The 23,894-nt window shown below is 32.6% G+C and carries 22 protein-coding genes and 1 riboswitch; of the genes, 21 read left to right on the top strand and 1 reads right to left on the bottom strand.

Going from position 1 to position 23,894, the window contains the following annotated elements; all coding sequences use genetic code 11:
• The first annotated feature begins 75 nt into the window (after positions 1 to 75).
• Positions 76 to 903 carry a Cof-type HAD-IIB family hydrolase gene (locus tag FDN13_RS13520; RefSeq protein ID WP_243120228.1) on the top strand — a complete coding sequence of 276 codons (828 nt, stop codon included), beginning with the start codon at positions 76 to 78 and terminating at the stop codon, positions 901 to 903.
• A gap of 75 nt (positions 904 to 978) precedes the next feature.
• Here the strand turns inward: FDN13_RS13520 and splB are convergent, their stop codons facing one another.
• Positions 979 to 1,998: a spore photoproduct lyase gene (gene splB, locus FDN13_RS13525; RefSeq protein ID WP_138980878.1), complete on the bottom strand. Its 1,020-nt coding sequence runs from the start codon at positions 1,996 to 1,998 to the stop codon at positions 979 to 981.
• A 224-nt stretch (positions 1,999 to 2,222) separates the two neighbouring features.
• Here splB and FDN13_RS13530 point away from each other — a divergent pair, with 224 nt between their 5' ends.
• From FDN13_RS13530 to tpiA, 20 genes are all read left to right on the top strand, one after another.
• Complete coding sequence (locus FDN13_RS13530; RefSeq protein ID WP_138980879.1) at positions 2,223 to 3,578, top strand: radical SAM protein; 1,356 nt, start codon at positions 2,223 to 2,225, stop codon at positions 3,576 to 3,578.
• Between the two features lie 159 nt (positions 3,579 to 3,737).
• The gene (trmL, locus tag FDN13_RS13535; protein ID WP_138980880.1) at positions 3,738 to 4,205 is read left to right on the top strand and encodes a tRNA (uridine(34)/cytosine(34)/5-carboxymethylaminomethyluridine(34)-2'-O)-methyltransferase TrmL; all 468 of its coding nucleotides are present in this window, start codon (positions 3,738 to 3,740) and stop codon (positions 4,203 to 4,205) included.
• 18 nt (positions 4,206 to 4,223) lie between these two features.
• Positions 4,224 to 5,066 (top strand): DegV family protein, encoded by an 843-nt coding sequence (locus FDN13_RS13540; protein ID WP_138980881.1) that lies wholly within the window; start codon positions 4,224 to 4,226, stop codon positions 5,064 to 5,066.
• Positions 5,067 to 5,249: 183 nt separating this feature from the next.
• Positions 5,250 to 5,346, top strand: a riboswitch (glycine riboswitch).
• Positions 5,347 to 5,433: 87 nt separating this feature from the next.
• A complete protein-coding gene (locus tag FDN13_RS13545; protein WP_138980882.1) occupies positions 5,434 to 5,814 on the top strand; it encodes a GrdX family protein in 381 nt (126 codons plus the stop codon).
• A 17-nt stretch (positions 5,815 to 5,831) separates the two neighbouring features.
• On the top strand, positions 5,832 to 6,761 hold the full coding sequence (gene trxB / locus FDN13_RS13550; protein ID WP_138980883.1) for a thioredoxin-disulfide reductase: 930 nt from the start codon (positions 5,832 to 5,834) through the stop codon (positions 6,759 to 6,761).
• Positions 6,762 to 6,772: 11 nt separating this feature from the next.
• On the top strand, positions 6,773 to 7,093 hold the full coding sequence (gene trxA, locus FDN13_RS13555; protein ID WP_138980884.1) for a thioredoxin TrxA: 321 nt from the start codon (positions 6,773 to 6,775) through the stop codon (positions 7,091 to 7,093).
• A gap of 49 nt (positions 7,094 to 7,142) precedes the next feature.
• Positions 7,143 to 8,429, top strand: coding sequence for a glycine/sarcosine/betaine reductase component B subunit (locus FDN13_RS13560; RefSeq protein ID WP_138980885.1), 1,287 nt, complete (start codon positions 7,143 to 7,145; stop codon positions 8,427 to 8,429).
• A 13-nt stretch (positions 8,430 to 8,442) separates the two neighbouring features.
• Positions 8,443 to 8,916, top strand: a complete 474-nt coding sequence (gene grdA, locus FDN13_RS13565; RefSeq protein WP_138980886.1) for a glycine/sarcosine/betaine reductase complex selenoprotein A — start codon at positions 8,443 to 8,445, stop codon at positions 8,914 to 8,916.
• An 18-nt stretch (positions 8,917 to 8,934) separates the two neighbouring features.
• Positions 8,935 to 10,236: a glycine reductase complex selenoprotein B gene (gene grdB, locus FDN13_RS13570; RefSeq protein ID WP_138980887.1), complete on the top strand. Its 1,302-nt coding sequence runs from the start codon at positions 8,935 to 8,937 to the stop codon at positions 10,234 to 10,236.
• Between the two features lie 101 nt (positions 10,237 to 10,337).
• Entirely contained in the window at positions 10,338 to 11,867 is a 1,530-nt protein-coding gene (grdC, locus tag FDN13_RS13575; protein WP_138980888.1) for a glycine/sarcosine/betaine reductase complex component C subunit beta, read from the top strand.
• A gap of 4 nt (positions 11,868 to 11,871) precedes the next feature.
• Positions 11,872 to 13,032, top strand: coding sequence for a glycine/sarcosine/betaine reductase complex component C subunit alpha (gene grdD, locus FDN13_RS13580; protein WP_138980889.1), 1,161 nt, complete (start codon positions 11,872 to 11,874; stop codon positions 13,030 to 13,032).
• Positions 13,033 to 13,335: 303 nt separating this feature from the next.
• A complete protein-coding gene (locus FDN13_RS13585; protein ID WP_138980890.1) occupies positions 13,336 to 14,418 on the top strand; it encodes a BMP family lipoprotein in 1,083 nt (360 codons plus the stop codon).
• A gap of 97 nt (positions 14,419 to 14,515) precedes the next feature.
• Positions 14,516 to 16,051, top strand: coding sequence for an ABC transporter ATP-binding protein (locus FDN13_RS13590; RefSeq protein ID WP_138980891.1), 1,536 nt, complete (start codon positions 14,516 to 14,518; stop codon positions 16,049 to 16,051).
• Entirely contained in the window at positions 16,048 to 17,142 is a 1,095-nt protein-coding gene (locus tag FDN13_RS13595; RefSeq protein ID WP_138980892.1) for an ABC transporter permease, read from the top strand. The genes FDN13_RS13590 and FDN13_RS13595 overlap by 4 nt, the downstream gene beginning before the upstream one ends.
• Positions 17,135 to 18,070 (top strand): ABC transporter permease, encoded by a 936-nt coding sequence (locus FDN13_RS13600; RefSeq protein ID WP_138980893.1) that lies wholly within the window; start codon positions 17,135 to 17,137, stop codon positions 18,068 to 18,070. Before FDN13_RS13595 ends, FDN13_RS13600 begins: the two co-directional genes overlap by 8 nt.
• 125 nt (positions 18,071 to 18,195) lie before the next feature.
• A complete protein-coding gene (gene rpoN, locus FDN13_RS13605; protein WP_138980894.1) occupies positions 18,196 to 19,542 on the top strand; it encodes an RNA polymerase factor sigma-54 in 1,347 nt (448 codons plus the stop codon).
• Positions 19,543 to 19,704: 162 nt separating this feature from the next.
• Complete coding sequence (locus tag FDN13_RS13610; protein ID WP_138980895.1) at positions 19,705 to 20,742, top strand: sugar-binding transcriptional regulator; 1,038 nt, start codon at positions 19,705 to 19,707, stop codon at positions 20,740 to 20,742.
• 67 nt (positions 20,743 to 20,809) lie between these two features.
• A complete protein-coding gene (gene gap, locus FDN13_RS13615) occupies positions 20,810 to 21,820 on the top strand; it encodes a type I glyceraldehyde-3-phosphate dehydrogenase (RefSeq protein WP_138980896.1) in 1,011 nt (336 codons plus the stop codon).
• Positions 21,821 to 21,929: 109 nt separating this feature from the next.
• Entirely contained in the window at positions 21,930 to 23,117 is a 1,188-nt protein-coding gene (locus FDN13_RS13620; protein ID WP_138980897.1) for a phosphoglycerate kinase, read from the top strand.
• Between the two features lie 23 nt (positions 23,118 to 23,140).
• Positions 23,141 to 23,887, top strand: coding sequence for a triose-phosphate isomerase (gene tpiA / locus FDN13_RS13625; RefSeq protein WP_138980898.1), 747 nt, complete (start codon positions 23,141 to 23,143; stop codon positions 23,885 to 23,887).
• Positions 23,888 to 23,894: the final 7 nt, after the last annotated feature.

The following is a 23,894-nucleotide window of genomic DNA, read 5'->3' on the forward strand; positions in this document are numbered from 1 at the left end:
ATTTGTATAAAACAAAATATCTATGTTATTATATTCTTGGCATATTTTATTAATTAATGCTTGGAGGATGATTAAATGGTTGTGAAATATAAAATGATAGCACTCGATATGGATGGTACTTTATTAAATGATAAAAAAGAAGTTTCACAGGAAAACAAGATAGCTATAAAAAAAGCCTCTGAATTAGGAGTTAAAATAGTCGTTTGTACTGGTAGAATATTCACATCAGCAAGATTTTATGCTTCTCTTATTGGAACAGCGGCACCAATTGTTGCATCAAATGGTGCATATATAAGGGAGAAGGATGAAAATAGAATAATATATAAAAAAGCTATTAATAAAGAAATCCTACCTAAACTTATTAGTGTTATAGAGAGCTTTGGGCTTACACTTCATCTGTATACTAATCAAAGGATATATACTAAAGAATTAGTAAACCTTGCACTTAACTATGTGAGATGGAATGAAGTAGTTTCAGAAGGTGAAAAGGTTGAAGTAAAGGTAGTTAAAGACTTTGAAGATGTTATAAACAGTGAAGAAATATTAAAAGTAGCTTTGGTTTGTGATGATATTGAGCTTTTAAACAAGTTGAGAAGTAAAATTAGTAAAGAATTTGATGTTTCAATTGTATCTTCCAATTTAAATAATATTGAAATTATGGCACAGGGCATATCGAAAGGGAATGCCGTTAAGATACTTGCTGATTACTTTGGCTATAAACGTGAAGAAGTAATATGTGTAGGCGACAGCGAGAATGATATTAGTATGATAGAGTATGCTGGTTTAGGTGTTGCAATGGGAAACGGAATTGACTATGTGAAAAGTATTGCAGATTATATTACAGATACAAATGAGAGAGATGGAGTTGCAAAGGTTATAAATAAATTTATATTAAATGAATAATAAAAATAGGGGGCCAAATAACTATTGGCCTCCTTTTATATAAAAAATTTAAAATAAAGGTAAATAATTCGATTTTTATGTAAAATATTCAATGTTAGAATTAGGAAAATATTTATATATCATATTAGTTATACCAGATTTAAGTTTTTCGGATATATCCTTTGGATAGATGTATTTATAAATTCCATAGGGTCCCCATTTCTTTATTCTATTTTCTTCTTCCATATTAAGTTTAGTATTAGGAAACCTTTGAAGTATAACATTTTTAGCTTTTGCAGTGAATCTATATTGTATAAGTTCAAAACTTAAAGGAGACAAATCAGTATTTGGTATCTTATCTTTAAGTGTTTTAAAGAGCTTATCATATTCTTCTTCCCAATTTTCGTAATACATTATAGGGGCAATTATAAAGCCTAAAGGGTAACCCGCATTGTATATTAAAGAGGAGGCTTTTATTCTATCTTCTATAGTATCAGTATTATGTTCAAAATTTTTAATAATAAACTTTGAGTTTATGCTAAATCGTATTTTTGTATGATTGTTATGATTAATATTCAGAAGGTTATCTATATTGGAATATTTTGTTACAAGCCTTAATCTTCCAAATTCTTTACTTGAAAAGAACTCTATAGTTTTTTTTACAGAACCAGTAATATGTTCAACAGCTATTGGATCGCTTGCACTTGCAATTTCAAAGGTTGTTATTTTCGGTTTTGCCATATTAATATACTTATCTACGTTTTCAAGAATTTCATCTATATTTACATATATCCTTATAAAAGGTTTAAAACTTTGATTTGTTTGAAGATAGCAGTATTCACAGCTTCCAGGGCAACCTGTAACAAGTGAGAATTGATAATCTGCAGAAGGTTTGCAACATTCAAGTTTCATGCTTTTCTTAATACCAATGACAAGGCTTCGTTTACTAAAAGCATAGAATTCGTTTGGGGATTTTTTTACTTCATCAAGTCTATTAAAACTTTTTAATTTATTTATTGGTATTCCAAAAGCTTCAAATTCTCTTATTAATTTTTTGCCAAGTTCATAATTTTCAGCTCCTGGTTCTATAAATACATAGTTTGGTAGAAACTTCATTTTAACACCTCACTTTATAACTTCCTAAATATATAATTTGTTTTAAATAAAAAATTATGTTAAAGTTTTATTTTGAACTGTCGAATAATGACATGACTGGTCGGTATAAAATATTTGAATTTATTTATTTTAGTAGTAAAATAAATATATATAAATAGTAATAAATACCATATAAACAATAATATTAATATAATAGTAAAAATTAATATAAAGGAGGTATGTATATGAATCTTGCAAAGACCCGTATAGGAGAAATAGCTTTAAAAGAAGCCGTCAAATATATGCTAAAGGATCCGGAAAATAATATACCAAAGCTCATAAATTGGGCGGACAAAATATGCATTAGAGAACAAGATAAAAAATATGTTAAATCTGTAAAAAGGTATTTAGATGATAAAGAAAGCAATTGGTATAAGTATGCTTATAAGTTATTTACTGAAGTTCATCCAAATGTTAAGGAGAAAATTGGAATAAATTACTTCTTAAATGCAACCTTTTTTGGGATTCCTATTCAACTTGAAAATGAGAAAAAATACAATTGTAATATACCTTGGGCTATATTAATTGATCCAACTTCTGCATGTAATTTAAAATGTAAAGGTTGCTGGGCAGGAGAATATAACACATGGAATTTAAGTTATGAAGAGTTGGATAAGATTATTACTCAAGGTAAAGAGCTTGGAATTTATATGTATATATTTTCAGGAGGAGAACCTTTAATAAGAAAAAAGGATATTGTAAGACTTTGTGAAAAACATGACGATTGTGCTTTCCTGTCTTTTACAAATGGAACACTTGTTGATGAAGAATTCGCAAAGGATTTACAGAGAATAGGTAATTTTTCATTGGCATTTAGTGTAGAAGGTTTTAAAAATGAAACGGACTTTAGAAGAGGAGAAGGAAGCTTTGACGCTGTAATGAAAGCAATGGATATTCTTAAAAAAGCAGGAATTATATTTGGTTTTTCAACTTGTTATCATAGATATAATACTGAAGCTGTTGCTTCAAAGGAATATATTGACCTTATGATAGAAAAAGGTTGTAGGTTTGGCTGGTATTTTACCTATGTTCCCGTTGGAAGGGATAGTGATACAGATTTTATGGCAACACCACAGCAAAGGGCCTTTATGTATAAGAGAATAAATGAAATAAGAGCAACAGAACCAATATTTGTTTTAGATTTTTGGAATGATGGAGAGTTTTCAGGAGGGTGTATAGCAGGTGGAAAACGTTATTTCCATATAAATGCAAATGGAGATTGCGAACCATGTGCATTCATACACTATTCAAATGTAAACATAAAAGATCATACATTACTTGAAGTTTTGCAATCACCATTATTTATGGCATATAGAAGAAATATTCCTTTTAATCACAACCATTTAAGACCGTGTCCACTTCTTGATAATCCACAAATATTAAAAACAATGGTTCATGATTCACAGGCGTATTCAACTCAAGTATTAGATGATGAAACAGTTGATGAATTGGCTGCAAAAATTGAACCTAAAGCGATTAAATGGGCACAGGTTGCAGAGAGTTTGTGGCAAGAAAAGCATGAAAAAGCACAAAACAGCTAAAAAATGTTTGAAATTATGGCACAATATATTATATGACTTAAAAATAGTCCTATAATATATTGTGCTATTTATTTTTTATATTTTTATTTAAAAAATTAATTGATATAATTAATAATTGAAGTATAAGTATATAATATAACTTTTCAAGGAGGTGTAAGAGTGAATTTAAATATCGTATTATATCAACCTGAAATACCACAAAACACTGGAAATATCGGAAGAACATGCTTGCTTACAAATTCAAAACTCCATCTTATAAAGCCTTTAGGATTTGAAATAAATGATAAACAATTAAAAAGAGCAGGACTTGATTACTGGAATAAACTTGATGTTATATATTATGACAGCTTTGAAGAATTCTTTGAAAAAAATAAAAACAACAGAATTTTTTTATCAACTACGAAAGGAACTAAATTATACTGTGAAGTTAAATATAAAGTTGGAGATTTTATTATGTTTGGAAGGGAGTCTTCTGGAGTTCCACAGTATATTAAGGATATTTTAAAAGATAATCTTATTAGAATACCTATGATTGAAACAAGTGATAGATCTTTAAATTTATCTAATTCAGTTTCTATTATTGCTTATGAAGCTTTAAAACAAATTGGATTTCCTAATATGAAATGATGTTAAAGGTGGGTTAAGATGAAAAAAATATATTTAGTAACTGATAGTACAGCAGATCTTTCAAAAGAATATATTGAAAATAACAACATTATTGTTGCACCATTGACAGTGACATATAAAGGTGTAAGTTATAGAGATAGAGTTGATATAGATACAGAACAGCTTATTTCATTTTTAAAAGAAGGTGATGAACTTCCTACAACATCACAAGTAAATCCACAAAGTTTTTATGAATTATATTCTAAATTATTAAAAGAGGATTGCTATATAATATCTATACATATATCATCAGGAATAAGCGGGACTTTCCAATCTGCAAATATAGCAAAACAGATGATAGGTTCAGAAAAAATATATATCGTTGATTCAAAAAGTGTAAGCTTTGGTACGGGGCTTTTGGTAATACAGGCTAAAAAGATGATTGATGAAGGTTTAGATGTTAAAGATATTTATGAAAGACTTTTGGTCCTTTCAAATAAGGTTAGGGTTGCTTTTATACTTGATACTCTTGAATACATTAAAAAAGGTGGAAGAGTTTCAACAACAAAGGCAACAATAGGAACATTATTAAATATAAAGCCAATTATTCATTCAAAGGATGGAAAACTTTTAATATATGAAAAACCAAGAGGAATAAAAAAAGCAAAGGAAATATTATTAAATTATATAAAAGATTTTAATTGTGATGAAAAAATGGATTTTGCAGTAGGAAGTTTAGGATTTGAAAATGAAATGGATGAATTTATAATAGATGTTAAGGAACTATTAGGAAGAGATGATTTATTGATTTCTGATGTTGGAACTGTAATAGCAACATATTCAGGACCAAACGTAATTGGGATTTATTTTTTTGAAAAATAAATAATAAAATAAAATGCGAATTTACGAGAAACTTAGAATTATGCTTAAAAAATATTAATACTTGTTTTTATTATAAAAATTTAGACAAATAGAGTAATAATTAATAAAAAACAGAATTGAATTTATAATAGCAATAATCTATAATATTAATATAGAAATTATAAATACAATTAAATATTCTGGATGAAGCAAATATGAGAGACCCATTAGGGCGCCGAAGGGGTAAGTTGAATTCGCCAAATTCAATGATACTCTCAGGCAAAAGTATTATTTGCGGACAGAACTCTGGGAATGCAGAGAATGTAATGGTGATAGAGCTATTACATTCTTTTTTATTTTATAAAACAATAAAAAGGTTGTGTAAATTTTGATAGAAAAAATTATTGTAATTACAAATAATAATATTTCCTATGATTATTTTAAAAATAAATATAAAGTCGTTTTTGTTGAAGGAAGCATAATGGATGTACTTATAAGAGTTAGAGATTATATACATAAAGGACACAGGCTATTAACTCATCCACTTATGGGAAGCGTAAAACCAAATGAAACACCCTATAAAACAGTAATAATATCAGAATATTCAAATAATACTCCCGATTTACAATCTATTATGTATATAGAAAATAGCATAGAAGTTGCACAAAATTTGATTAAAAATAAACCCCAAAGGAATTGGCCACAATCTGTGTTAAAGGATTTTGCAATTATAGATTTTGATTTAATTACAAATGCATTAAATAAATAAGGTTAGGGGTGAATTATATGTCAAAAGTTTATGACATAATAATTATTGGAGGTGGACCTGCTGGTCTTTCGGCAGGTATCTATGGTTCACGATCAAAGCTCGATGTTCTTATTATTGAAAAAGGTAAATTTGGAGGTCAAATCACCACTACAGCAGAGCTTGAAAACTATCCAGGTTCAATTGAAAACTGTACAGGGCCTGCACTTGCTGAAAGAATGAAAAAACAGGCTGAAGAATTTGGAACAGAATTTTTAAAAGATGAGGTATTATCAGTTGATTTTACAAAGGACATGAAAATAGTAAGGTGTAGGAATGGAGAATATATGTCTAAAGCAATTATAATTGCATCTGGTGCACAGCCAAAGCCTGGAGGATTTGAAAAGGAGTTTGAGTTTATAGGAAGAGGCGTTTCTTATTGTGCAACATGTGATGCTGACTTTTTTGAAGGCCTTGATGTTGCAGTTATTGGTGGTGGGGATTCTGCAATTACAGAAGCAATTTATTTAACTAAGTTTGCTGAAAGTGTAACTGTAATACACAGAAGAGATTCGTTAAGAGCAACAAAATCCCTGCAAGAAAAGGCATTTAATAATCCGAAAATTAAATTTATTTGGAATAGTGTTGTAACAGCTGCAAATGGAGATGAAATACTTGAGAGCCTTACAATAAAAAATGTTCTAACAGGAGAGTTAAGCGAAATTTTTGTTAATGGAGTTTTTGTATTTGTTGGTCTTAATCCTATAACTTCAGTATTTAAAGGACATATAGAACTTGATGAAAAAGGATATATACCAACAGATGAAACAATGAGAACTAATGTTGAGGGAGTGTTTGCAGCAGGCGATGTAAGAGTAAAATCATTAAGACAGGTTATAACTGCTGCTGCTGATGGTGCAATAGCTGCAGTTGCAGCAGAAGAGTATATAAACGAAAAGTTTAACAAATAGGAGGTTTAAAAATGATAGAAGTAAATAAAGATAATTTTGAATCTGAGGTTTTAAATTGCACTGAAAAGCCTGTTTTTGTTGACTTTTGGGGAGATAAGTGTGAAATATGTAAACAGCTAATGCCAGATATTCACAGGCTTGAAGAAAAATATGGGGATAAATTTAAGTTTTGTAGCTTGAATACAAGCCAAAACAGAAGACTTGCAATAGCACAAAAAGTTTTAGGTCTTCCAACTATGATTGTATATGTTAATGGAGAAAAGGCTGAAGTTTTAACTCCAGATAAAATATCTTCAGCAGATGATATTGAAAATATGCTAAAAAAATTTTAAGTGAATATAAAGGCTTGTCCTTTACATAAAAAATTGGGAGGTGAAGGCTTTGCGCCTTGAATTAGGGAAGATCTATATTAATGACGTAAGGTTTGGCTTAGAAACTGCGGTTAAAGATGGCATCCTTTATATAAACAAAGAAGAACTTTTAAAAGAGGTTGGAGGAGATGAAAGGCTAAAAAGCATCGATGTGGATCTTGCACATCCGGGAGATAAAACAAGAATAATCCCAGTAAAGGATGTTATCGAACCAAGGGTTAAAGTTGAAGGAAGTGGAGGAATATTTCCAGGATTTATTTCAAAAGTAGATACTGTAGGTTCAGGGAAGACTAATGTGCTTAAAGGAACAGCTATTGTAACAACTGGTAAAATAGTTGGTTTCCAAGAAGGAATAATAGACATGTCTGGAGAAGGTGCTAAATATACTCCTTTTTCAAAGACACACAACATTGTTTTAATATGTGAACCTATTGAAGGATTGCCACAACATGAACATGAAGAAGCTGTGAGAATGGTTGGATTAAAAGCAGCAGTATATGTGGGAAAGGCTGGAAAGAATGTTATTCCTGATGAAATAAAGGCCTATGAAACAAAACCTTTACTTGAACAAATAAAAGAATATCCTAATCTACCAAAAGTTGTTTATGTATATATGCTCCAAAGCCAAGGACTGCTTCATGACACTTATGTGTATGGTGTAGATGCCAAAAAGATAATACCAACATTTATTTATCCAACAGAGGTATTTGATGGAGCTATAGTTAGTGGAAATTGTGTATCTGCATGCGATAAGAATCCAACTTATGTTCATATGAATCATCCAATTATTGAGGATTTATATGAAAGGCATGGAAAGGATTATAACTTTATTGGATGTGTCATTACAAATGAGAATGTTTACCTTGCAGATAAGGAACGTTCTTCTAACTATACAGCAAAGCTTCTTGAATACTTAGGTGCTGATGCTGCAATTATTTCTGAAGAAGGCTTTGGGAATCCTGATGCAGATCTTGTTATGAATTGCAATAAAATTGAAGAGAAGGGTATTAAAACTGTTCTTGTAACTGATGAATATGCTGGCCGTGATGGAGCATCTCAGTCTCTTGCTGATTCTACCCCAAAAGGTAATGCAATAGTTACAGCTGGAAATGCAAATGAAATTGTTGTATTACCTCCAATGGACAAGGTAATCGGACATCCTGAGGCTGCAAATGTTATAGCTGGAGGTTTTTCAGGTTCATTAAGACCTGATGGTTCAATTGAGGCTGAGATACAGGTAATAACAGGTGCTACAAGTGAAGTTGGATTTGGATATTTAACTGCTAAATCTTATTAAGGAGGTAATTTATATGATATTAAAGGATAAAAAAGTTATTGCTATAGGAGATAGAGATGGTATACCAGGCCCTGCAATTGAAGAATGTGCAAAGAGTGCAGGAGCTGATGTAGTATTTGCATCAACTGAATGTTTTGTTTGAACAGCCGCTGGTGCGATGGATCTGGAGATCCAACAAAGAGTTAAGGATTTAACAGAAAAATATGGTGCTGAAAATGTTGTTGTTCTTCTTGGAGGTTCAGAGGCCGAAACTGCTGGCCTATCAGCAGAAACTGTAACTGCAGGAGATCCAACCTATGCAGGTCCCCTTGCAGGAGTATCCTTAGGACTTAGGGTTTATCACATTTTAGAAGAAGAAATTAAAAATGAATGTGATCCTAATGTTTTTGATGAGCAGTGTGGAATGATGGAAATGGTTCTTGATGTTGAGGCTATATCAAAAGAGGTACGTTCAATAAGAGAGCAATATACCCAGTTTAAGAATTAAACAGGGGGGATAGAATAGATGATTCGAGTAGTGCATTATTTAAATCAGTTTTTTGCTCAGATTGGTGGAGAGGAAAAGGCAAATATTCCACCTCAGGTTAAGGAAGGTATAGTAGGTCCTGGAATGGCTTTTAAAGCTGCTTTTAAAGGGGAAGCAGAAATTGTTGCTACGGTAATTTGTGGTGACTCATATTTTGCTGAAAACAGCTCAGCTGTTTTAGAAATAGTAGAAATGGTGAAAAAATATAATCCCGATTTATTTATAGCGGGACCTGCTTTTAATGCAGGTAGATACGGTACTGCATGTGGTACTATTGCAAAGGCTGTAAAAGATAATCTTAATATACCTGTTGTTACAGGTATGTATATTGAAAACCCAGGAGTTGATCTTTTTAAGAAGGATATATATATAATTTCAACAAAGGATAATGCTTCGGGTATGAGAGATGCAGTTCCAAAGATGGCTGCTTTAGGATTAAAACTATTAAAAGGTGAAGAAATAGGATCTCCTGAGGTAGAAGGATATATTCCAAGGGGCATTAGGAAGAACTATTTTGCTGTGGATAGAGCTTCAAAGAGAGCAGTGGATATGCTCGTTAAAAAGATAAAAGGAGAGCCCTTTGAAACAGAGTTTGTTATGCCTATATTTGATAAGGTAGATCCTAATCCTGCTATTGAAGATATATCTAAAGTTAAAATAGCTCTTGTAACATCAGGTGGTATAGTTCCAAAGGGAAACCCTGATAAAATTGAATCATCAAGTGCAACAAAATACGGAGAATATAGCATTGAGGGAGTATATGATTTAACAGAGGAAACCTTTGAAACTGCTCATGGAGGATATGATCCCGTATATGCAAATAAGGATGCTGATAGGGTACTTCCTGTTGATGTATTAAGAGACCTTGAAAAGGAAGGGAAGATTGGTAAACTCCATGAAAAATATTATTCAACAGTAGGAAATGGTACAGCAGTAAAAAGTGCTGCAAAGTATGGTGCCGAGATTGCAAAAAAACTAATAGCTGATGGGGTTCAAGCTGTAATTCTAACTTCTACCTGAGGAACTTGTACACGTTGCGGGGCAACGATGGTTAAAGAAATTGAAAGAGCAGGGCTTCCGGTTGTTCATATGTGTACTATAGTTCCTATTTCAAAGACTGTTGGAGCCAATAGAATAGTACCAACGGTTGCAATTCCTCATCCTCTTGGGAATCCAACTCTTTCAAAGGAAGATGAAAAGCATTTGAGAAGAAAGCTTGTAGAAAGAGCTTTGAAGGCTCTTCAAACTCCAATTGATGGGCAGACTGTTTTTGAAGAATAATAGGTAAAAGTCGGGATTAGAGCTGGAGGTATTATATGATAATTATTCTTATAAAAAATAGCTCTCCCGGTTTTTAAATGATAATTCATGGAGGTGTTTTAATGTTTCCAGTTATAAAAGGAGCAAGCTATATCCTAATAAATACTCCTGATATGGTTATTAATAATGGTATAACTCAAACTGTAGAAAGAGAAACCAATCCGGATTCAGAATATTTAAAAAAAATCTCGAATTATTTAAGAAGTTTTGAGGATGTGGTATCTTATCCCGTAAATCAGACTTACATTGGAAATTTGGCCCCTGAAGAACTTGGGGAAATGCCAAGGCCTTGGTATCAAAAAAAGATTGATGGTGCCTCAAGATACGGAAAATTTGGAGAAATAATGCCTGAAGATGAATTCTATGGGCTAATGAAGGTAAGTGATACATTTGATCTTGTTGTACTTGAAAAGAATTTTACAAGTGATATTAAATTAAAATTTGAAGAGCACAAGCTTTTAAAGGATTATATTGCAAAACTTGGTGAAGGGGTGAACTTTGAAGAGATAAAAAGGCTTGTTGAAAGTGCTGGTGCAGAGCCTTTATGTATAAAAGGTGAAATTGTAGGATGTGTAAAAAGAGCCCATGAAATTGATAAGAACCTTTCAGCTCACATAATGACAGAAAATTTAGCAGTTAAGGCCTCTGGTATACTTGCAGTTTTAAATCTTATAGATAGGCTAAATATAAATAAGGATTCAATTGATTATATAATAGAGTGCTCAGAGGAAGCTTGTGGGGATATGAATCAAAGAGGTGGAGGAAACTTTGCAAAATCTATTGGTGAAATAGCAGGACTTAAAAATGCAACAGGATGTGATGTAAGGGGATTTTGTGCAGGGCCTACTCATGCACTAGTAAATGCAGCAGGGCTCATACAGTCTAAAGTATTTAAAAATATCGTGGTAGTTGGAGGTGGGGCTACTGCAAAACTTGGAATGAATGGAAAAGATCATGTTAAAAAGGGATTACCAATACTTGAAGATGTGCTTGGAGGATTTGCGATACTTGTTTCAGAAAACGATGGAGTAAGTCCTGTTATAAGAACAGATGCAGTTGGAAAGCACTCAATTGGTGCTGGGGCATCGCCACAGGCTGTTATTGAAGCTATTGTTGCAGCTCCACTTGAAAAGTTAGGTTACAGTTTTACAGATATAGATTTATATGCACCAGAGATGCAGAATCCAGAAATTACAGAACCAGCAGGTGCAGGTGATGTGCCTATGCAAAACTACAAGATGATAGGGGCACTTGCAGTTAAAAAAGGACAAATAGAAAAAGCATCTCTAACTGAATTTGTAAAAAGCCATGGATATGTAGGCTATGCACCAACTCAAGGTCACGTTCCTTCAGGAGTACCAATTATAGGGCATGGTATAGAAAAAATAAAAGAAGGCAAAATTAACAGATTTATGATTGTAGGAAAAGGAAGTTTGTTTTTGGCAAGAATGACTAACCTTTTTGATGGAATTTCTTTTGTAGTAGAGAAGAATGTTCAAAGGGAAGAAGTTATATCAAAGGAAGATATAAAGAGTATGGTGGCTGAGGCTATGAAAGAATTTGCTTCATATCTACTTAAAAATACGAGGTGATAAAATGTCAAAGGAAAGCGTTAAAAAGTTGATTGGTGAAGTTTTCAATGAAGTAGCTGATGCCATAAAAAATGGGAGTTTTGAAAAAAAAGTGAAGATAGGTCTTACTACTTTTGAAAGTGAGCACGGAGTAAAAGAACTTATTAAAGCTGCTGAAATGGCTGAAAAAAAGTATAAAGATTTTGAAATAGTACTAATAGGTCCTAAAGCAGATACAAAGCTTTATACTTATGAAGCAAACACATATAAAGAAGCTCATAGCATTATGGAAGAACTTATTGATAGAGGCGAAATTGATGGATGCGTTACTCAGCATTATAACTTTCCTATTGGAGTTTCAACTGTTGGTAGGATTATAACACCAGGTAAAGGAAAAGAAATGTTAATAGCAACAACAACAGGTACATCATCAACTAACAGGGTAGAAGGAATGGTTAAAAATGCAATATATGGAATAATAACTGCAAAGGCCTGTGGAATTGAAAATCCTTCTCTTGGAATTTTGAATATAGATGGGGCAAGACAGGTTGAAAGGATTTTAAAGGATATAGATTCAAGGGGATATAAAATTAACTTTGCAAAATCAATAAGATCTGATGGCGGATGTATTATGAGAGGAAACGATCTTTTAGCAGGTACGCCAGATGTGATGGTTACTGATACATTAACTGGTAATCTGCTTATAAAAATATTCTCATCTTATACAACTGGTGGAGATTATGAATCTTTTGGCTATGGCTATGGTCCGGGAATTGGTGCAGGATATAAAAGGCTTATTTGTATAACATCAAGAGCATCTGGGGCACCAGTGGTTTGTGAGGCTCTAAGGTTTTGTGCTACCTGTGCACAAAGTAACATTCTAAACATAGCTGAAGAAGAATTTAAAAAGCTAAATAATGCATGTTTTAATGAAATAATCAAAAATAAAACGTTACAAAATGCAAATAATAATTATAAAGAAATAAAACTTCCTGCAAAGAAAGTAGTAACTCATGCAATATCAGGTATAGATATACTTGACCTTGAAAGTGCAGTTAGAGAATTATTGGAAAGTGGAGTGTATTCTGAAAGCGGAATGGGCTGCACAGGACCTGTTTTGCTTGTTGCAGACGAAGATGCTGAAGCTGCTAAAAATATATTAATGAAAAAGGGGTATATAATTTAACATAATTAGCGACAGAAGCTACTATTTCGTAAAGTAGGGGTAGTTCACTAGTTAATGCTGATTTGTAGTATAAAAAATACTACAAATCAGTACTTCTACTATATTCAAAAAAAATTAACATATACACATAAATTTTGAATAAAAATATATTGAAAATGGTAACTTAAATATTGTAAAGTAAATAAGTAACAAAATTTTTAATAAATTAATTGTAATTAAATTTATACAGTATATGAAGGATTTTTTAAAATGATGAAGAATAATTAAAATAAAATATATTTTATGTAAGGGGGAGTATTAAAAATGAAAAAAATACTTTCGATTATTTTAGCGATTTTTGTTGTTGCAAGCGTTTTTGCGGGGTGTGGCCAAAAACAATCACAGCAACAGCAACAACAGCAGCAAACTGAACAGCCAAAGAAGATTGAAACAAATGTTAAAATTGGTCTTGCAACAGACGAAGGAGGGAAAGGTGATAAGTCCTTTAACGATGCAGCAATTGCTGGTCTTGACAAAATAGCAAGCGAATATACTGTTGAACCTGTTATTCTTGAATCTAAACAAAATGACCAATATGAACCAAATCTTAAAAACCTTGCTTCAGCAAATGATCTTGTTTTTGCTGTAGGTTTTAAGATGCAGGATGCTTTAACAAAAATAGCAAAGGCATATCCAGATAAGAAGTTTGCTATAATTGACTCAGTTGTTGAGCTGCCAAATGTTGAATCAATATGTTTTAAGGAAGAAGAAGGCTCATTCCTTATGGGAGTTATAGCAGCAAAGACTTCTCAAACTGGTAAAATTGGTTTTGTAGGTGGTATTGATATGCCACTTATTCAAAAGTTTGAAGCTGGATTTATAGCTGGTGTTAAATCAGTTAATCCAGAAGCTGCAAAGGATCTTGAAAATAGAAAGAATGTAAAATATGCAAACAGCTTTAGCGATATTAACAAAGGATATGAGCTTGCAAAATCTCTCTACAATTCAGGTTGTGACGTTATATACCATGCAGCAGGTGGAGTAGGACTTGGAGTATTTAATGCTGCAAAGGAAATGAAGAAATGGGCAATTGGTGTTGATTCAGACCAAGCTCAAACAGTTCCAGATGCTAAGGATGTAATTCTTTGTTCAATGCTCAAGAGAGTTGACGTAGGAACATATTCTGCATCAAAAGACACAATAGAGAACAAATTCCAAGGAGGTAAGACATTAGTTCTTGGACTTAAGGAAGATGGAGTTGGCATCTCACCAACAGTTAACCCAGCAGTTCAGCAATCAACACTTGATCTTGCAAATAAATATAAAGAAGCTATAGTTAATGGTACTATAGTTGTACCATCTACACTTGATGATGTAAAGAAATTCCAACCAGTTGAAATTAAATAATAGTTTAAAGAAACATCTTTGGAGGTTTTCTAAAATTTAAGCTAGATGCTCCAGCATCTAGCTTTTTTAAACTTATTATTAGGGAAGGAGGATGAATATGGAAAAAGTTGTAGAAATGCGAGGAATAACTAAAGTATTTCCTGGCGTACGTGCTAACGAAAACGTAAACTTTGAACTAAGAAAAGGCGAGATACATGTTTTGCTTGGGGAAAACGGCGCAGGAAAAACAACTTTGATGAATATACTGTATGGCTTATATCAGCCTGATGAAGGAGAAATCTACATAAATGAAAAAAAAGCAAATATAAAATCCCCATCTGATGCTATCTCTTATGGAATCGGTATGGTACATCAGCATTTTATGCTTGTTCATAATTTTACGGTTGCTGAGAACATAGTTTTAGGTAAGGAACCAAGAAAATTTATTAATATGGATATGAAAAAGGCTGTTGAAGATACAAAAAAGATTGCAGATGCTTACGGATTTAAAATAGATCCTAATGCTGTAATTGAGGACATATCTGTAGGGCAGCAGCAAAAGGTAGAGATATTAAAGGCTTTATATAGAGGAGCTGAGATACTGATACTTGATGAGCCTACAGCAGTTTTAACTCCTCAGGAAATAGAAGAATTAGGTGTAATACTAAAAAATCTTGTAAAAGAAGGAAAATCAATCATTTTAATTACTCATAAGCTTAAAGAAGTAATGGGTATGAGTGATAGAGTAACCATAATAAGAAGGGGAAAGATAATTAATACTGTAAACACAAAAGAAACTAATATTGAGCAGCTTGCAGAGATGATGGTTGGAAGAAAGGTAAATCTTGTAGTTGAAAAAAAGATGGCAAACCCAAAGGAAGTTGTCTTAAAAGTTGAAAATTTAGAGGCTCATGATCATAGAGGTCTTCCTGCGTTAAAAGGAGTTAATTTTGAAGTTAGGGCAGGAGAAATACTTGGTATTGCTGGAGTAGATGGGAATGGTCAATCAGAACTTTTAGAGGTATTAACTGGGCTGAGAAAGCCAGTAGCAGGTAAAGTGGTTTTAAAAGATAAAGATATAACTGGTAAAAACCCAAGGGAGATAATGGAGGCAGGAATTAGCAATATACCTGAAGACAGACATAAAAGAGGACTTGTTTTAAAATATACTCTTGCTGAGAACTCTATTTTAGGAATACATAATAAGCAGCCTTTTGCAAAAGGAATAATGATGGATTATACAAAGATTAAGGAATTTGCAAGAAAGCTCATTGAAGAGTTTGATGTTAGGACACCTAATGAGGATGTTTTAGCTTCAAGCCTTTCAGGTGGAAACCAGCAAAAGATGGTTGTTGCAAGGGAAATAGCAAAGGATCCTGATCTTATAATTGCAGCACAACCAACCCGTGGCCTTGATGTTGGGGCCATAGAGTATATTCATAAAAGACTTGTTGAAGAAAGGGATAAAGGCAGAGCAGTATTATTAGTATCATTGGAACTTGATGAAGTAATGGCATTATCTGATAGGATTGCAGTAATTTATGATGGGAAAATAGTTGGAGTTCTTGATGCTAAAGAAGCAACAGAAAACGATCTTGGAATATTAATGGCTGGAGGAACTTTAGATACATTAAATAAAGGAGGGGTACAATGAAAAAAAATAACTCCAAAAATGATAACTTAAAAGGAATTAAAACTCTTGTTTCATCATTGTTGTTCCCCTTAATTTCAATAATAGTTGCTATGTTTGTTGCTGTTATATTTGTAATGTGGGCAAAGGATATAAGCTTTATTAAAGGTGTTCAGGTAATGTTTAAAGCAATTTGGAATGGTAGCTTTGGAAGAAGGGATAACTTCATAGAAACATTAGTATATGTAATACCTCTTCTTTTTACAGGGCTTGCAAATGCTGTTGCATTTAAGACAGGGCTTTTTAACATAGGAGTTGAAGGCGAGTTTATGATAAGTATAACTGCTGGTGCAATAGTTGGAATGATTCCAGGGATACCACCGGTTATACATATTATATTGGTATTAATTGCAGGAACACTTGCAGGTATAATATGGGCAGGGATACCAGGATATCTAAAGGCTAAAGTAGGCTCAAATGAAGTAGTTAATTCAATTATGATGAATTATATTGCCTTATATTTTTCTAACTATCTTATAATGGGGCCTTTTAACAAAAAAGGACTTGCCCAAACACCTGACATACAGCCTTCAGCGATGCTCTGGAGGTTTTTGGGAAATGATTACAGGCTGAACATAGGACTATTTATTGGACTTATAATGGTTGTTTTAGTATATTTATTATTTTGGAAAACTACATGGGGATATGAGATAAGAGCTGTTGGATTAAATCAGTATGCAGCTGAGTATGGTGGCATAAATATAAAGAAGAATATAATATTTGCAATGGCAATTTCAGGAGGAATAGCAGGACTTGGAGGAGCAGTTTATGTTTCAGGAATTCAGCATCATGCAATACAGATGGTAACATTTACTGGTTATGGATTTGATGGGATTGCAGTAGCGCTTCTTGCTAAGAACAATCCTATAGGTGTAATATTTTCAGCACTTTTATTTGGAGCTTTAAATACAAGTTCAATATCTCTTCAGATGGCAAATATTCCAAAACAGATTGTATTTTTAATACAAGCAATAATATTAATATTTGTTGCTGCTGATTATATTTATAAATGGTTAGCTGAAAAGAGAAGGAAGGGGGCACTTATGAATGAATAATGCAGGAATACCTATAGTTGTAGCACTCCTTGCATCAATGCTAAGGCTTGCAACTCCTTTAATATTTGCTGCCCTCGGAGGATTATTTTCAGAAAAATCGGGGGTTATTAACATAGGACTTGAAGGTATGCTTACAATAGGTGCTTTTTTTGCAGTTTATGGCTCTTTCATAACAAATAACCCTTGGATAGGCATTATATTTGCCATAATTTCAGGAGCTGCTGTAGCATCTATTCATGCTTTTTTAAGTATTCATCTTAAGGCAGACCAGACTATTTCTGGTGTTGCAATAAATATTTTTGCATCTGCAATTACAAGCTATTTACTTATGGTTTTATTTAAAAGACAGGGGCAGACAGATGGTGTAACATCTCTTCCATATCCAAAAGAGGCAATGCTCCATATACCTGTTATTGGAAAGTTCCTTGCAGAATTGAACTGGTATGTATTTATAGCCATAATACTTGTTGTAATTACAAACTACATATTTTATAAAACACCACTGGGACTTAGAATAAGAGCTGTTGGTGAACATCCAAAGGCAGCTGATACTTTAGGTATAAGTGTTTATGGAATAAGGTATTTATGCGTAATATTATCTGGTGCACTTGCAGGTCTTGGTGGAGCATCCCTTTCTTTAAGCAATACAAATCTTTTTAGAGAAGGTATGGTTAGTGGAAAAGGATTTATTGCAATAGCTGCAATGATTTTTGGAAATTATAAGCCTTTTGGGGCACTATGGGCTTGCTTGATATTCGCACTTGCAGATGCTTTCCAAATTGTAGCTCAAGGTTTAGGCTGGCCTTTCCCAACTGAATTTTATTCAGCAATACCTTTTATAATAACAATGATAGTTCTATCAGGGTTTGTTGGTAAAACTGTTCCACCGGCAGCTGATGGTATACCTTATGAAAAAGGAGAGAAATAAGCATCCATTAGGGTGCTTATTTTTTTATGTTAAAGGAACACTTAAAGATAATTCTGAAATATGTTATAATAAACAAGTAAGGGATATGGACTTTACAAATACGAGAAAGCTTTGGAGGTACGCTTATGAAGCTCGATTATAATCTTCAACTGAAACAAGAACAAAAGCTGATAATGACTCAAGAATTACAACTTGCAGTTAAACTCTTGCAGTTAAATTCTGTCGAGCTTAATGAGTATGTTGAAGAACAGCTTGTTGAGAATCCATTACTTGAGAGAGAAGAAAAAGAGGAAAGAGAAGAAGAAAAGGAAGAATTAGTAGAATTTATAAATTATTTAGAGGAATCAAGGGACGATGAAATAAGCTATGATGAAGATAAGGAATATGTATCACCTTTAAATTTTATAATAAAAGAAACGTCTCTTTGGGATTATTTAAGAGAACAGCTAATGCTGATACCTTTAAGCAAAAAAGACAAAAAAATAGGAGAATATATTATCGATTGTATAGATGAAAATGGATATTTAACAATTGATGAAAAAGAAACATGTGAAAAATTAGGTGTAGAGATTGAGGAAGTAAAGAGGATTATTGATTTAATTCATACCTTTGAACCTTATGGTGTTGGTGCAAGGGACATAAAAGAATGCCTAATAATTCAAATAAGAAATAAGGAAATAAATGATCCTATTTTGGAGAATATAATAAATAATATGCTTGAAGAAGTTGGACAGTGCAATATTACAAAGATTGCAAAGGAAAATGGCATAACTTATGAAAAAGCAAAGGAATATATAAATATTATAAAGGCTTTAGACCCTAAGCCAGGTATAAGATATAGTGCAAATGATGTCAGGTATATAGTACCGGATGTTATACTTGAAAAAATAGATGGAAAATATGTTGTTACTGTAAATGAAGATAGTATTCCTCATCTTAAAATAAATAGTCTATATAAAAAGCTTATAAATAATAAGAATTCACCAGAGTACCATTATGTTAAAGAAAAACTATCTTCTGCTATGTGGCTTATAAAAAGCATAGAGCAAAGGATTGATACAATTAAAAAAGTTGTATACGCAATAGTTGAATATCAAATGGACTTTTTTGAGTATGGAATAGACTTAAAACCTCTAACTTTAAAACAAATAGCAGATATGACATCCCTCCATGAGTCAACTGTTAGTAGGGCAGTTAAGGGTAAATATATACAAACTCCAAGGGGATTATTTGAACTTAAAAATTTCTTCATTAAAGGATTACAGACAAAAGGAGGGGAAGATGTTTCGGTATCAAGATTAAAAGATAGAATTAAGGAGATAATAAAAAATGAAAATAAAGAAAAACCCTATTCTGATCAACAAATTGCTGACAAAATGAACGGTGAAGGTTTTAATATATCAAGGAGAACTGTTGCAAAATATAGAGAGGAAATGAATATACCTTCCTCTTCTAAGAGAAAAACTAGATAAATAGTGAATACAGAATTGTAATTATATATTGAAAAAAAATTGAATGAATGTTATATTTAGATTGGGACATTAATTAAAGCCTATGCTTTGTCCCTAAATTATTGCTCGATATGGGACAAAATTAATCCATAGGGACATTATAAATCCAAAGGAAGTGAAATGGTGAATAATATTTTAAACTTCCAGCAGAAGATTATACCAGAAATGATTGAACTATTAAAAAAAAGATATCAAATTTTAAAAAGTATATATTATAGTCAGCCTATAGGAAGAAGGGCATTATCTCAAGAACTTAGTATGGGAGAAAGGATAGTAAGAACAGAGGTAAGTTTTTTAAAAGAGCAAGGACTTGTTGAAATAAATTCTATTGGTATGATGATAACCGAAGAAGGAAAGAATATTCTTGAAAACCTTGAGGAAATGATACACGAAATAAGTGGTCTTTCAAATATTGAAGAAACTCTAAAAAAATATCTTGGCATTTATGAAGTAAAAGTAGTTCCAGGAGATCTAGACTTAGATAGTACTGTTTTAAAAGAGATGGGAAGAATTGCAGCAGATTACGTAAAAGAATTAATTCAGGATAATTATATAATAGCGGTTACAGGCGGGAGCTCTGTAGCTCAGGTTGTAGAAAACTTCCCAAAAGTAAACAAACAAAATCTTCTTGTGATTCCTGCAAGAGGTGGGATAGGAAGAATTGTTGAAACACAGGCAAGTACCTTGGCTTCAAAACTTGCACTAAGGATTGGAGCAAGTTATAAACTTTTACATGTTCCAGATAATTTAAGCCGTGATGCACTTGAAACGATGCTGAATGAACCAGATATAAAAGATACAGTTGAAAAAATTTCAAAATCTAATATACTAATATTTGGAATTGGTAGAGCAGATGAAATGGGGAAAAGAAGAGGCTTAACAGAAGATGAAATTAAAATGCTCCTTCAAAAAGGAGCTGTAGCTGAAGCCTTTGGATGTTATTTTAATAAATATGGTAAAATTGTTGATAAAACTCCTACTATGACTTTGGATTTTGAAGATGTAAAAAACATCGATCACATAGTTGCAATTGCTGGAGGAAAGTATAAAGCTCAGGCTGTTGCAGCAGTTAGAACTAATAATCCTAATATGGTACTTGTTACAGATGAGGGTTGTGCTAAAGAACTTTTAAAGTTAAAGGATGAATCTATTACAAAGTAAAAAACTGCTAAGATTAAAAAATCATAGCAGGTAAAATATATATATAAATAAATATAGGAGGGATAATATGACTATTAAAGTCGCTATCAATGGATTTGGAAGAATAGGAAGGAATGCCTTTAAAATTGCACAAGAAAAATTAAACAGCAACGTAGAAATAGTTGCAATTAACGATTTAACAGACACTAAAACACTTGCACATCTTTTAATGTACGATTCATGCTTTGGAAAGTTCAAGGGAACTGTTGAAGCAAAGGAAAATTCTATTGTTGTTAATGGAAAAGAAATTAAAATTTATGCTGAAAAGGATCCAAAGAACTTACCATGGAAGGAACTTGGAGTAGACATTGTTATTGAATCAACAGGACTTTTTACAAAAAAAGAAAAAGCAGTAGCACACATTGAAGCAGGTGCAAAAAAGGTTATAATTTCAGCTCCTGCAACTGATGAAGATATTACTATAGTTATGGGTGTTAATGAAAATATGTATGACCCAGCAAACCATCATGTAATATCTAATGCATCTTGTACAACAAACTGTCTTGCTCCTTTTGCAAAGGTTATTGATGAAAAGTTTGGAATAGTAAAAGGTTTAATGACAACAGTTCACTCATATACTAATGACCAAAGAATTCTTGACTTACCACATAAGGATTTAAGAAGAGCAAGAGCAGCTGCTGAATCAATAATACCAACAACAACTGGAGCAGCAAAGGCTGTAGGTAAAGTTCTTCCAAACCTTAAGGGTAAGTTAAATGGATTTGCATTAAGAGTTCCAACTCCAACAGTTTCAGTTACTGACCTTGTATGTGAAGTTTCAAAGCCAACAACTGTTGAAGAAGTAAATGCAGCATTAAAGGAAGCTGCAGAAGGTCCATTAAAGGGAATACTTGGCTATGAAGAACAGCCACTTGTATCAATTGATTTCAGAGGAGATGAAAGATCATCAATAGTTGACGCACTTTCAACTATGGTTATTGAAGGTAACATGGTTAAGGTTGTATCTTGGTACGACAATGAATGGGGTTATTCAAATAGAATAGTTGATCTTGTAAATTACGTAGCTGAAAGATTATAATACATAATATATTCCGGGCTGCGGCCGGATGTTATACTGGGATTATGGAAAAGATGTCCGGTTTTTTAAGGCCGGACATTACTTTTATAAAATAAGAAGGAGTGATATTATGAATAAAAAGACAGTTAGAGATATCGATGTAAAAGGTAAAAAGGTTATAGTTAGATGTGATTTCAATGTTCCACAGGATAAAGAAGGAAATATTACAGATGATAGAAGAATAGTTTCTGCTCTTCCAACAATTAAATACTTGTTAGATAATAATGCAAAAGTTATTTTAATGTCTCATCTTGGAAGACCAAAGGAAGGCTATGATGCAAAATATAGCTTAAAGCCTGTTGCAAAGAGGTTATCAGAGCTTTTAAACATAGATGTAAAACTTGCTGAGGATAAAGAAGTTGTTGGAGAAAATGCAGTTAGACTTACTAATGAAATGAAAGAAGGAGAAGTTGTCCTACTTGAAAACGTTAGATTTATTCCAACTGAAACAAAGAATGATATGGAATTTGCAAAAAAATTAGCATCTCTTGCTGATATATTTGTAAATGATGCCTTTGGTACAGCACATAGAGCACATTCTTCAACTGCAGGTATAGCAAGTTACCTTCCAGCAGTTGCAGGCTTTTTAATTGAAAAAGAAATCAGTATTATGGGTAAAGCTCTTGAAAACCCAGAAAGACCATTTGTTGCAATATTAGGTGGTGCAAAGGTTTCAGACAAAATTGGAGTTATAAATAATCTCCTTGAAAAGGTTGACAAATTAATAATTGGTGGTGGTATGGCCTATACTTTCCTAAAAGCGCAGGGAATTAATGTTGGAAAATCACTTGTTGAAGAGGATAAAGTTGAATATGCAAAACAGATGATAGACAAAGCAAATGAAAAAGGAGTTAAGTTATTCCTTCCTGTTGACCATGTTGTTGCTAAGGAATTTAAAGCCGATGCTGAGTGGAAAATATCAAAAACAGAGGTTCCAGAAGGTTATATGGGGCTTGATATAGGTCCAGATACTGTAAAGCTTTTTGAAGAAGCAGTTTTAGATGCAAAGACAGTTATATGGAATGGACCTATGGGAGTATTTGAAATGCCAGCTTTTGCAAATGGAACTAAAAAGGTTGCAGAAGCATTATCTAAAGTTAATGGTACAACTATAATTGGAGGAGGAGACTCAGCAGCAGCTGTTGAACAGCTTGGATATGCTGATAAGATGACTCATATTTCAACTGGTGGAGGAGCATCCCTTGAATTTTTAGAGGGACTTGAACTTCCAGGAATAGCTGCTTTAAATAATAAATAAGTAAGTTGAAAGAGGTTGATAAAATGAGAAAGCCTATAATTGCTGGTAATTGGAAGATGAATAAAACTGGTAAAGAAGCTGCACAATTAGTTTTAGCATTAATAGATAAGGTAAAGGATGCAAAATGTGAGGTTGTATTATGCCCTCCTTTTACATCACTTTCACAGGTAGTTACTTTGGTTGAAAACACAAACATAAAAGTTGGAGCACAAAACATGTATTATGAAGAAAGTGGTGCTTTTACTGGAGAAGTTTCACCATTAATGTTAAAAGAGCTTGGAGTGAAGTATGTTATATTAGGACATAGTGAAAGAAGGCAATACTTTAAAGAAGATGATGAGCTTATAAATAAAAAGGTGAAAGCTTGCTTTCTATATGGTTTAACTCCAATATTGTGTGTTGGTGAAACATTAGAACAAAGAGAAAAAGGAGAGACCTTTGAATTAATAAAAACACAGCTTCAAAAGGACTTAAAGGATGTAAGTGCAGAGGATGTTGCAAGTATGGTAATTGCTTATGAACCTATCTGGGCAATAGGCACTGGTAAAACAGCAACTGCACAGGATGCAAATGATGTTATTAAATTTATAAGACAAAACATTAAAGAGATGTATGACGAAAATACTGCACAGTCCATTAGAATACAGTATGGAGGAAGCGTTAAGGCTTCAACAATAAAAGAACAGATGGCACAAAGCGATATAGATGGAGCATTAGTTGGAGGAGCAAGTTTAAAAGCAGATGAGTTCGCAGCTATCGTTAACTATTAAGGAGGAT

The sequence above is a fragment of the Caloramator sp. E03 genome, assembly GCF_006016075.1.
Classification (GTDB): domain Bacteria; phylum Bacillota; class Clostridia; order Clostridiales; family Caloramatoraceae; genus Caloramator_B.

Coding starts and splice junctions, on each gene's coding strand:
- FDN13_RS13520 (WP_243120228.1), top strand. CDS start 76: ATGGTTGTGAAATATAAAATGATAGCACTCGATATGGATGGTACTTTA.
- splB (WP_138980878.1), bottom strand. CDS start 1,998: ATGAAGTTTCTACCAAACTATGTATTTATAGAACCAGGAGCTGAAAAT.
- FDN13_RS13530 (WP_138980879.1), top strand. CDS start 2,223: ATGAATCTTGCAAAGACCCGTATAGGAGAAATAGCTTTAAAAGAAGCC.
- FDN13_RS13540 (WP_138980881.1), top strand. CDS start 4,224: ATGAAAAAAATATATTTAGTAACTGATAGTACAGCAGATCTTTCAAAA.
- trxB (WP_138980883.1), top strand. CDS start 5,832: ATGTCAAAAGTTTATGACATAATAATTATTGGAGGTGGACCTGCTGGT.
- trxA (WP_138980884.1), top strand. CDS start 6,773: ATGATAGAAGTAAATAAAGATAATTTTGAATCTGAGGTTTTAAATTGC.
- grdC (WP_138980888.1), top strand. CDS start 10,338: ATGTTTCCAGTTATAAAAGGAGCAAGCTATATCCTAATAAATACTCCT.
- grdD (WP_138980889.1), top strand. CDS start 11,872: ATGTCAAAGGAAAGCGTTAAAAAGTTGATTGGTGAAGTTTTCAATGAA.
- FDN13_RS13585 (WP_138980890.1), top strand. CDS start 13,336: ATGAAAAAAATACTTTCGATTATTTTAGCGATTTTTGTTGTTGCAAGC.
- FDN13_RS13590 (WP_138980891.1), top strand. CDS start 14,516: ATGGAAAAAGTTGTAGAAATGCGAGGAATAACTAAAGTATTTCCTGGC.
- FDN13_RS13595 (WP_138980892.1), top strand. CDS start 16,048: ATGAAAAAAAATAACTCCAAAAATGATAACTTAAAAGGAATTAAAACT.
- FDN13_RS13600 (WP_138980893.1), top strand. CDS start 17,135: ATGAATAATGCAGGAATACCTATAGTTGTAGCACTCCTTGCATCAATG.
- rpoN (WP_138980894.1), top strand. CDS start 18,196: ATGAAGCTCGATTATAATCTTCAACTGAAACAAGAACAAAAGCTGATA.
- gap (WP_138980896.1), top strand. CDS start 20,810: ATGACTATTAAAGTCGCTATCAATGGATTTGGAAGAATAGGAAGGAAT.
- FDN13_RS13620 (WP_138980897.1), top strand. CDS start 21,930: ATGAATAAAAAGACAGTTAGAGATATCGATGTAAAAGGTAAAAAGGTT.
- tpiA (WP_138980898.1), top strand. CDS start 23,141: ATGAGAAAGCCTATAATTGCTGGTAATTGGAAGATGAATAAAACTGGT.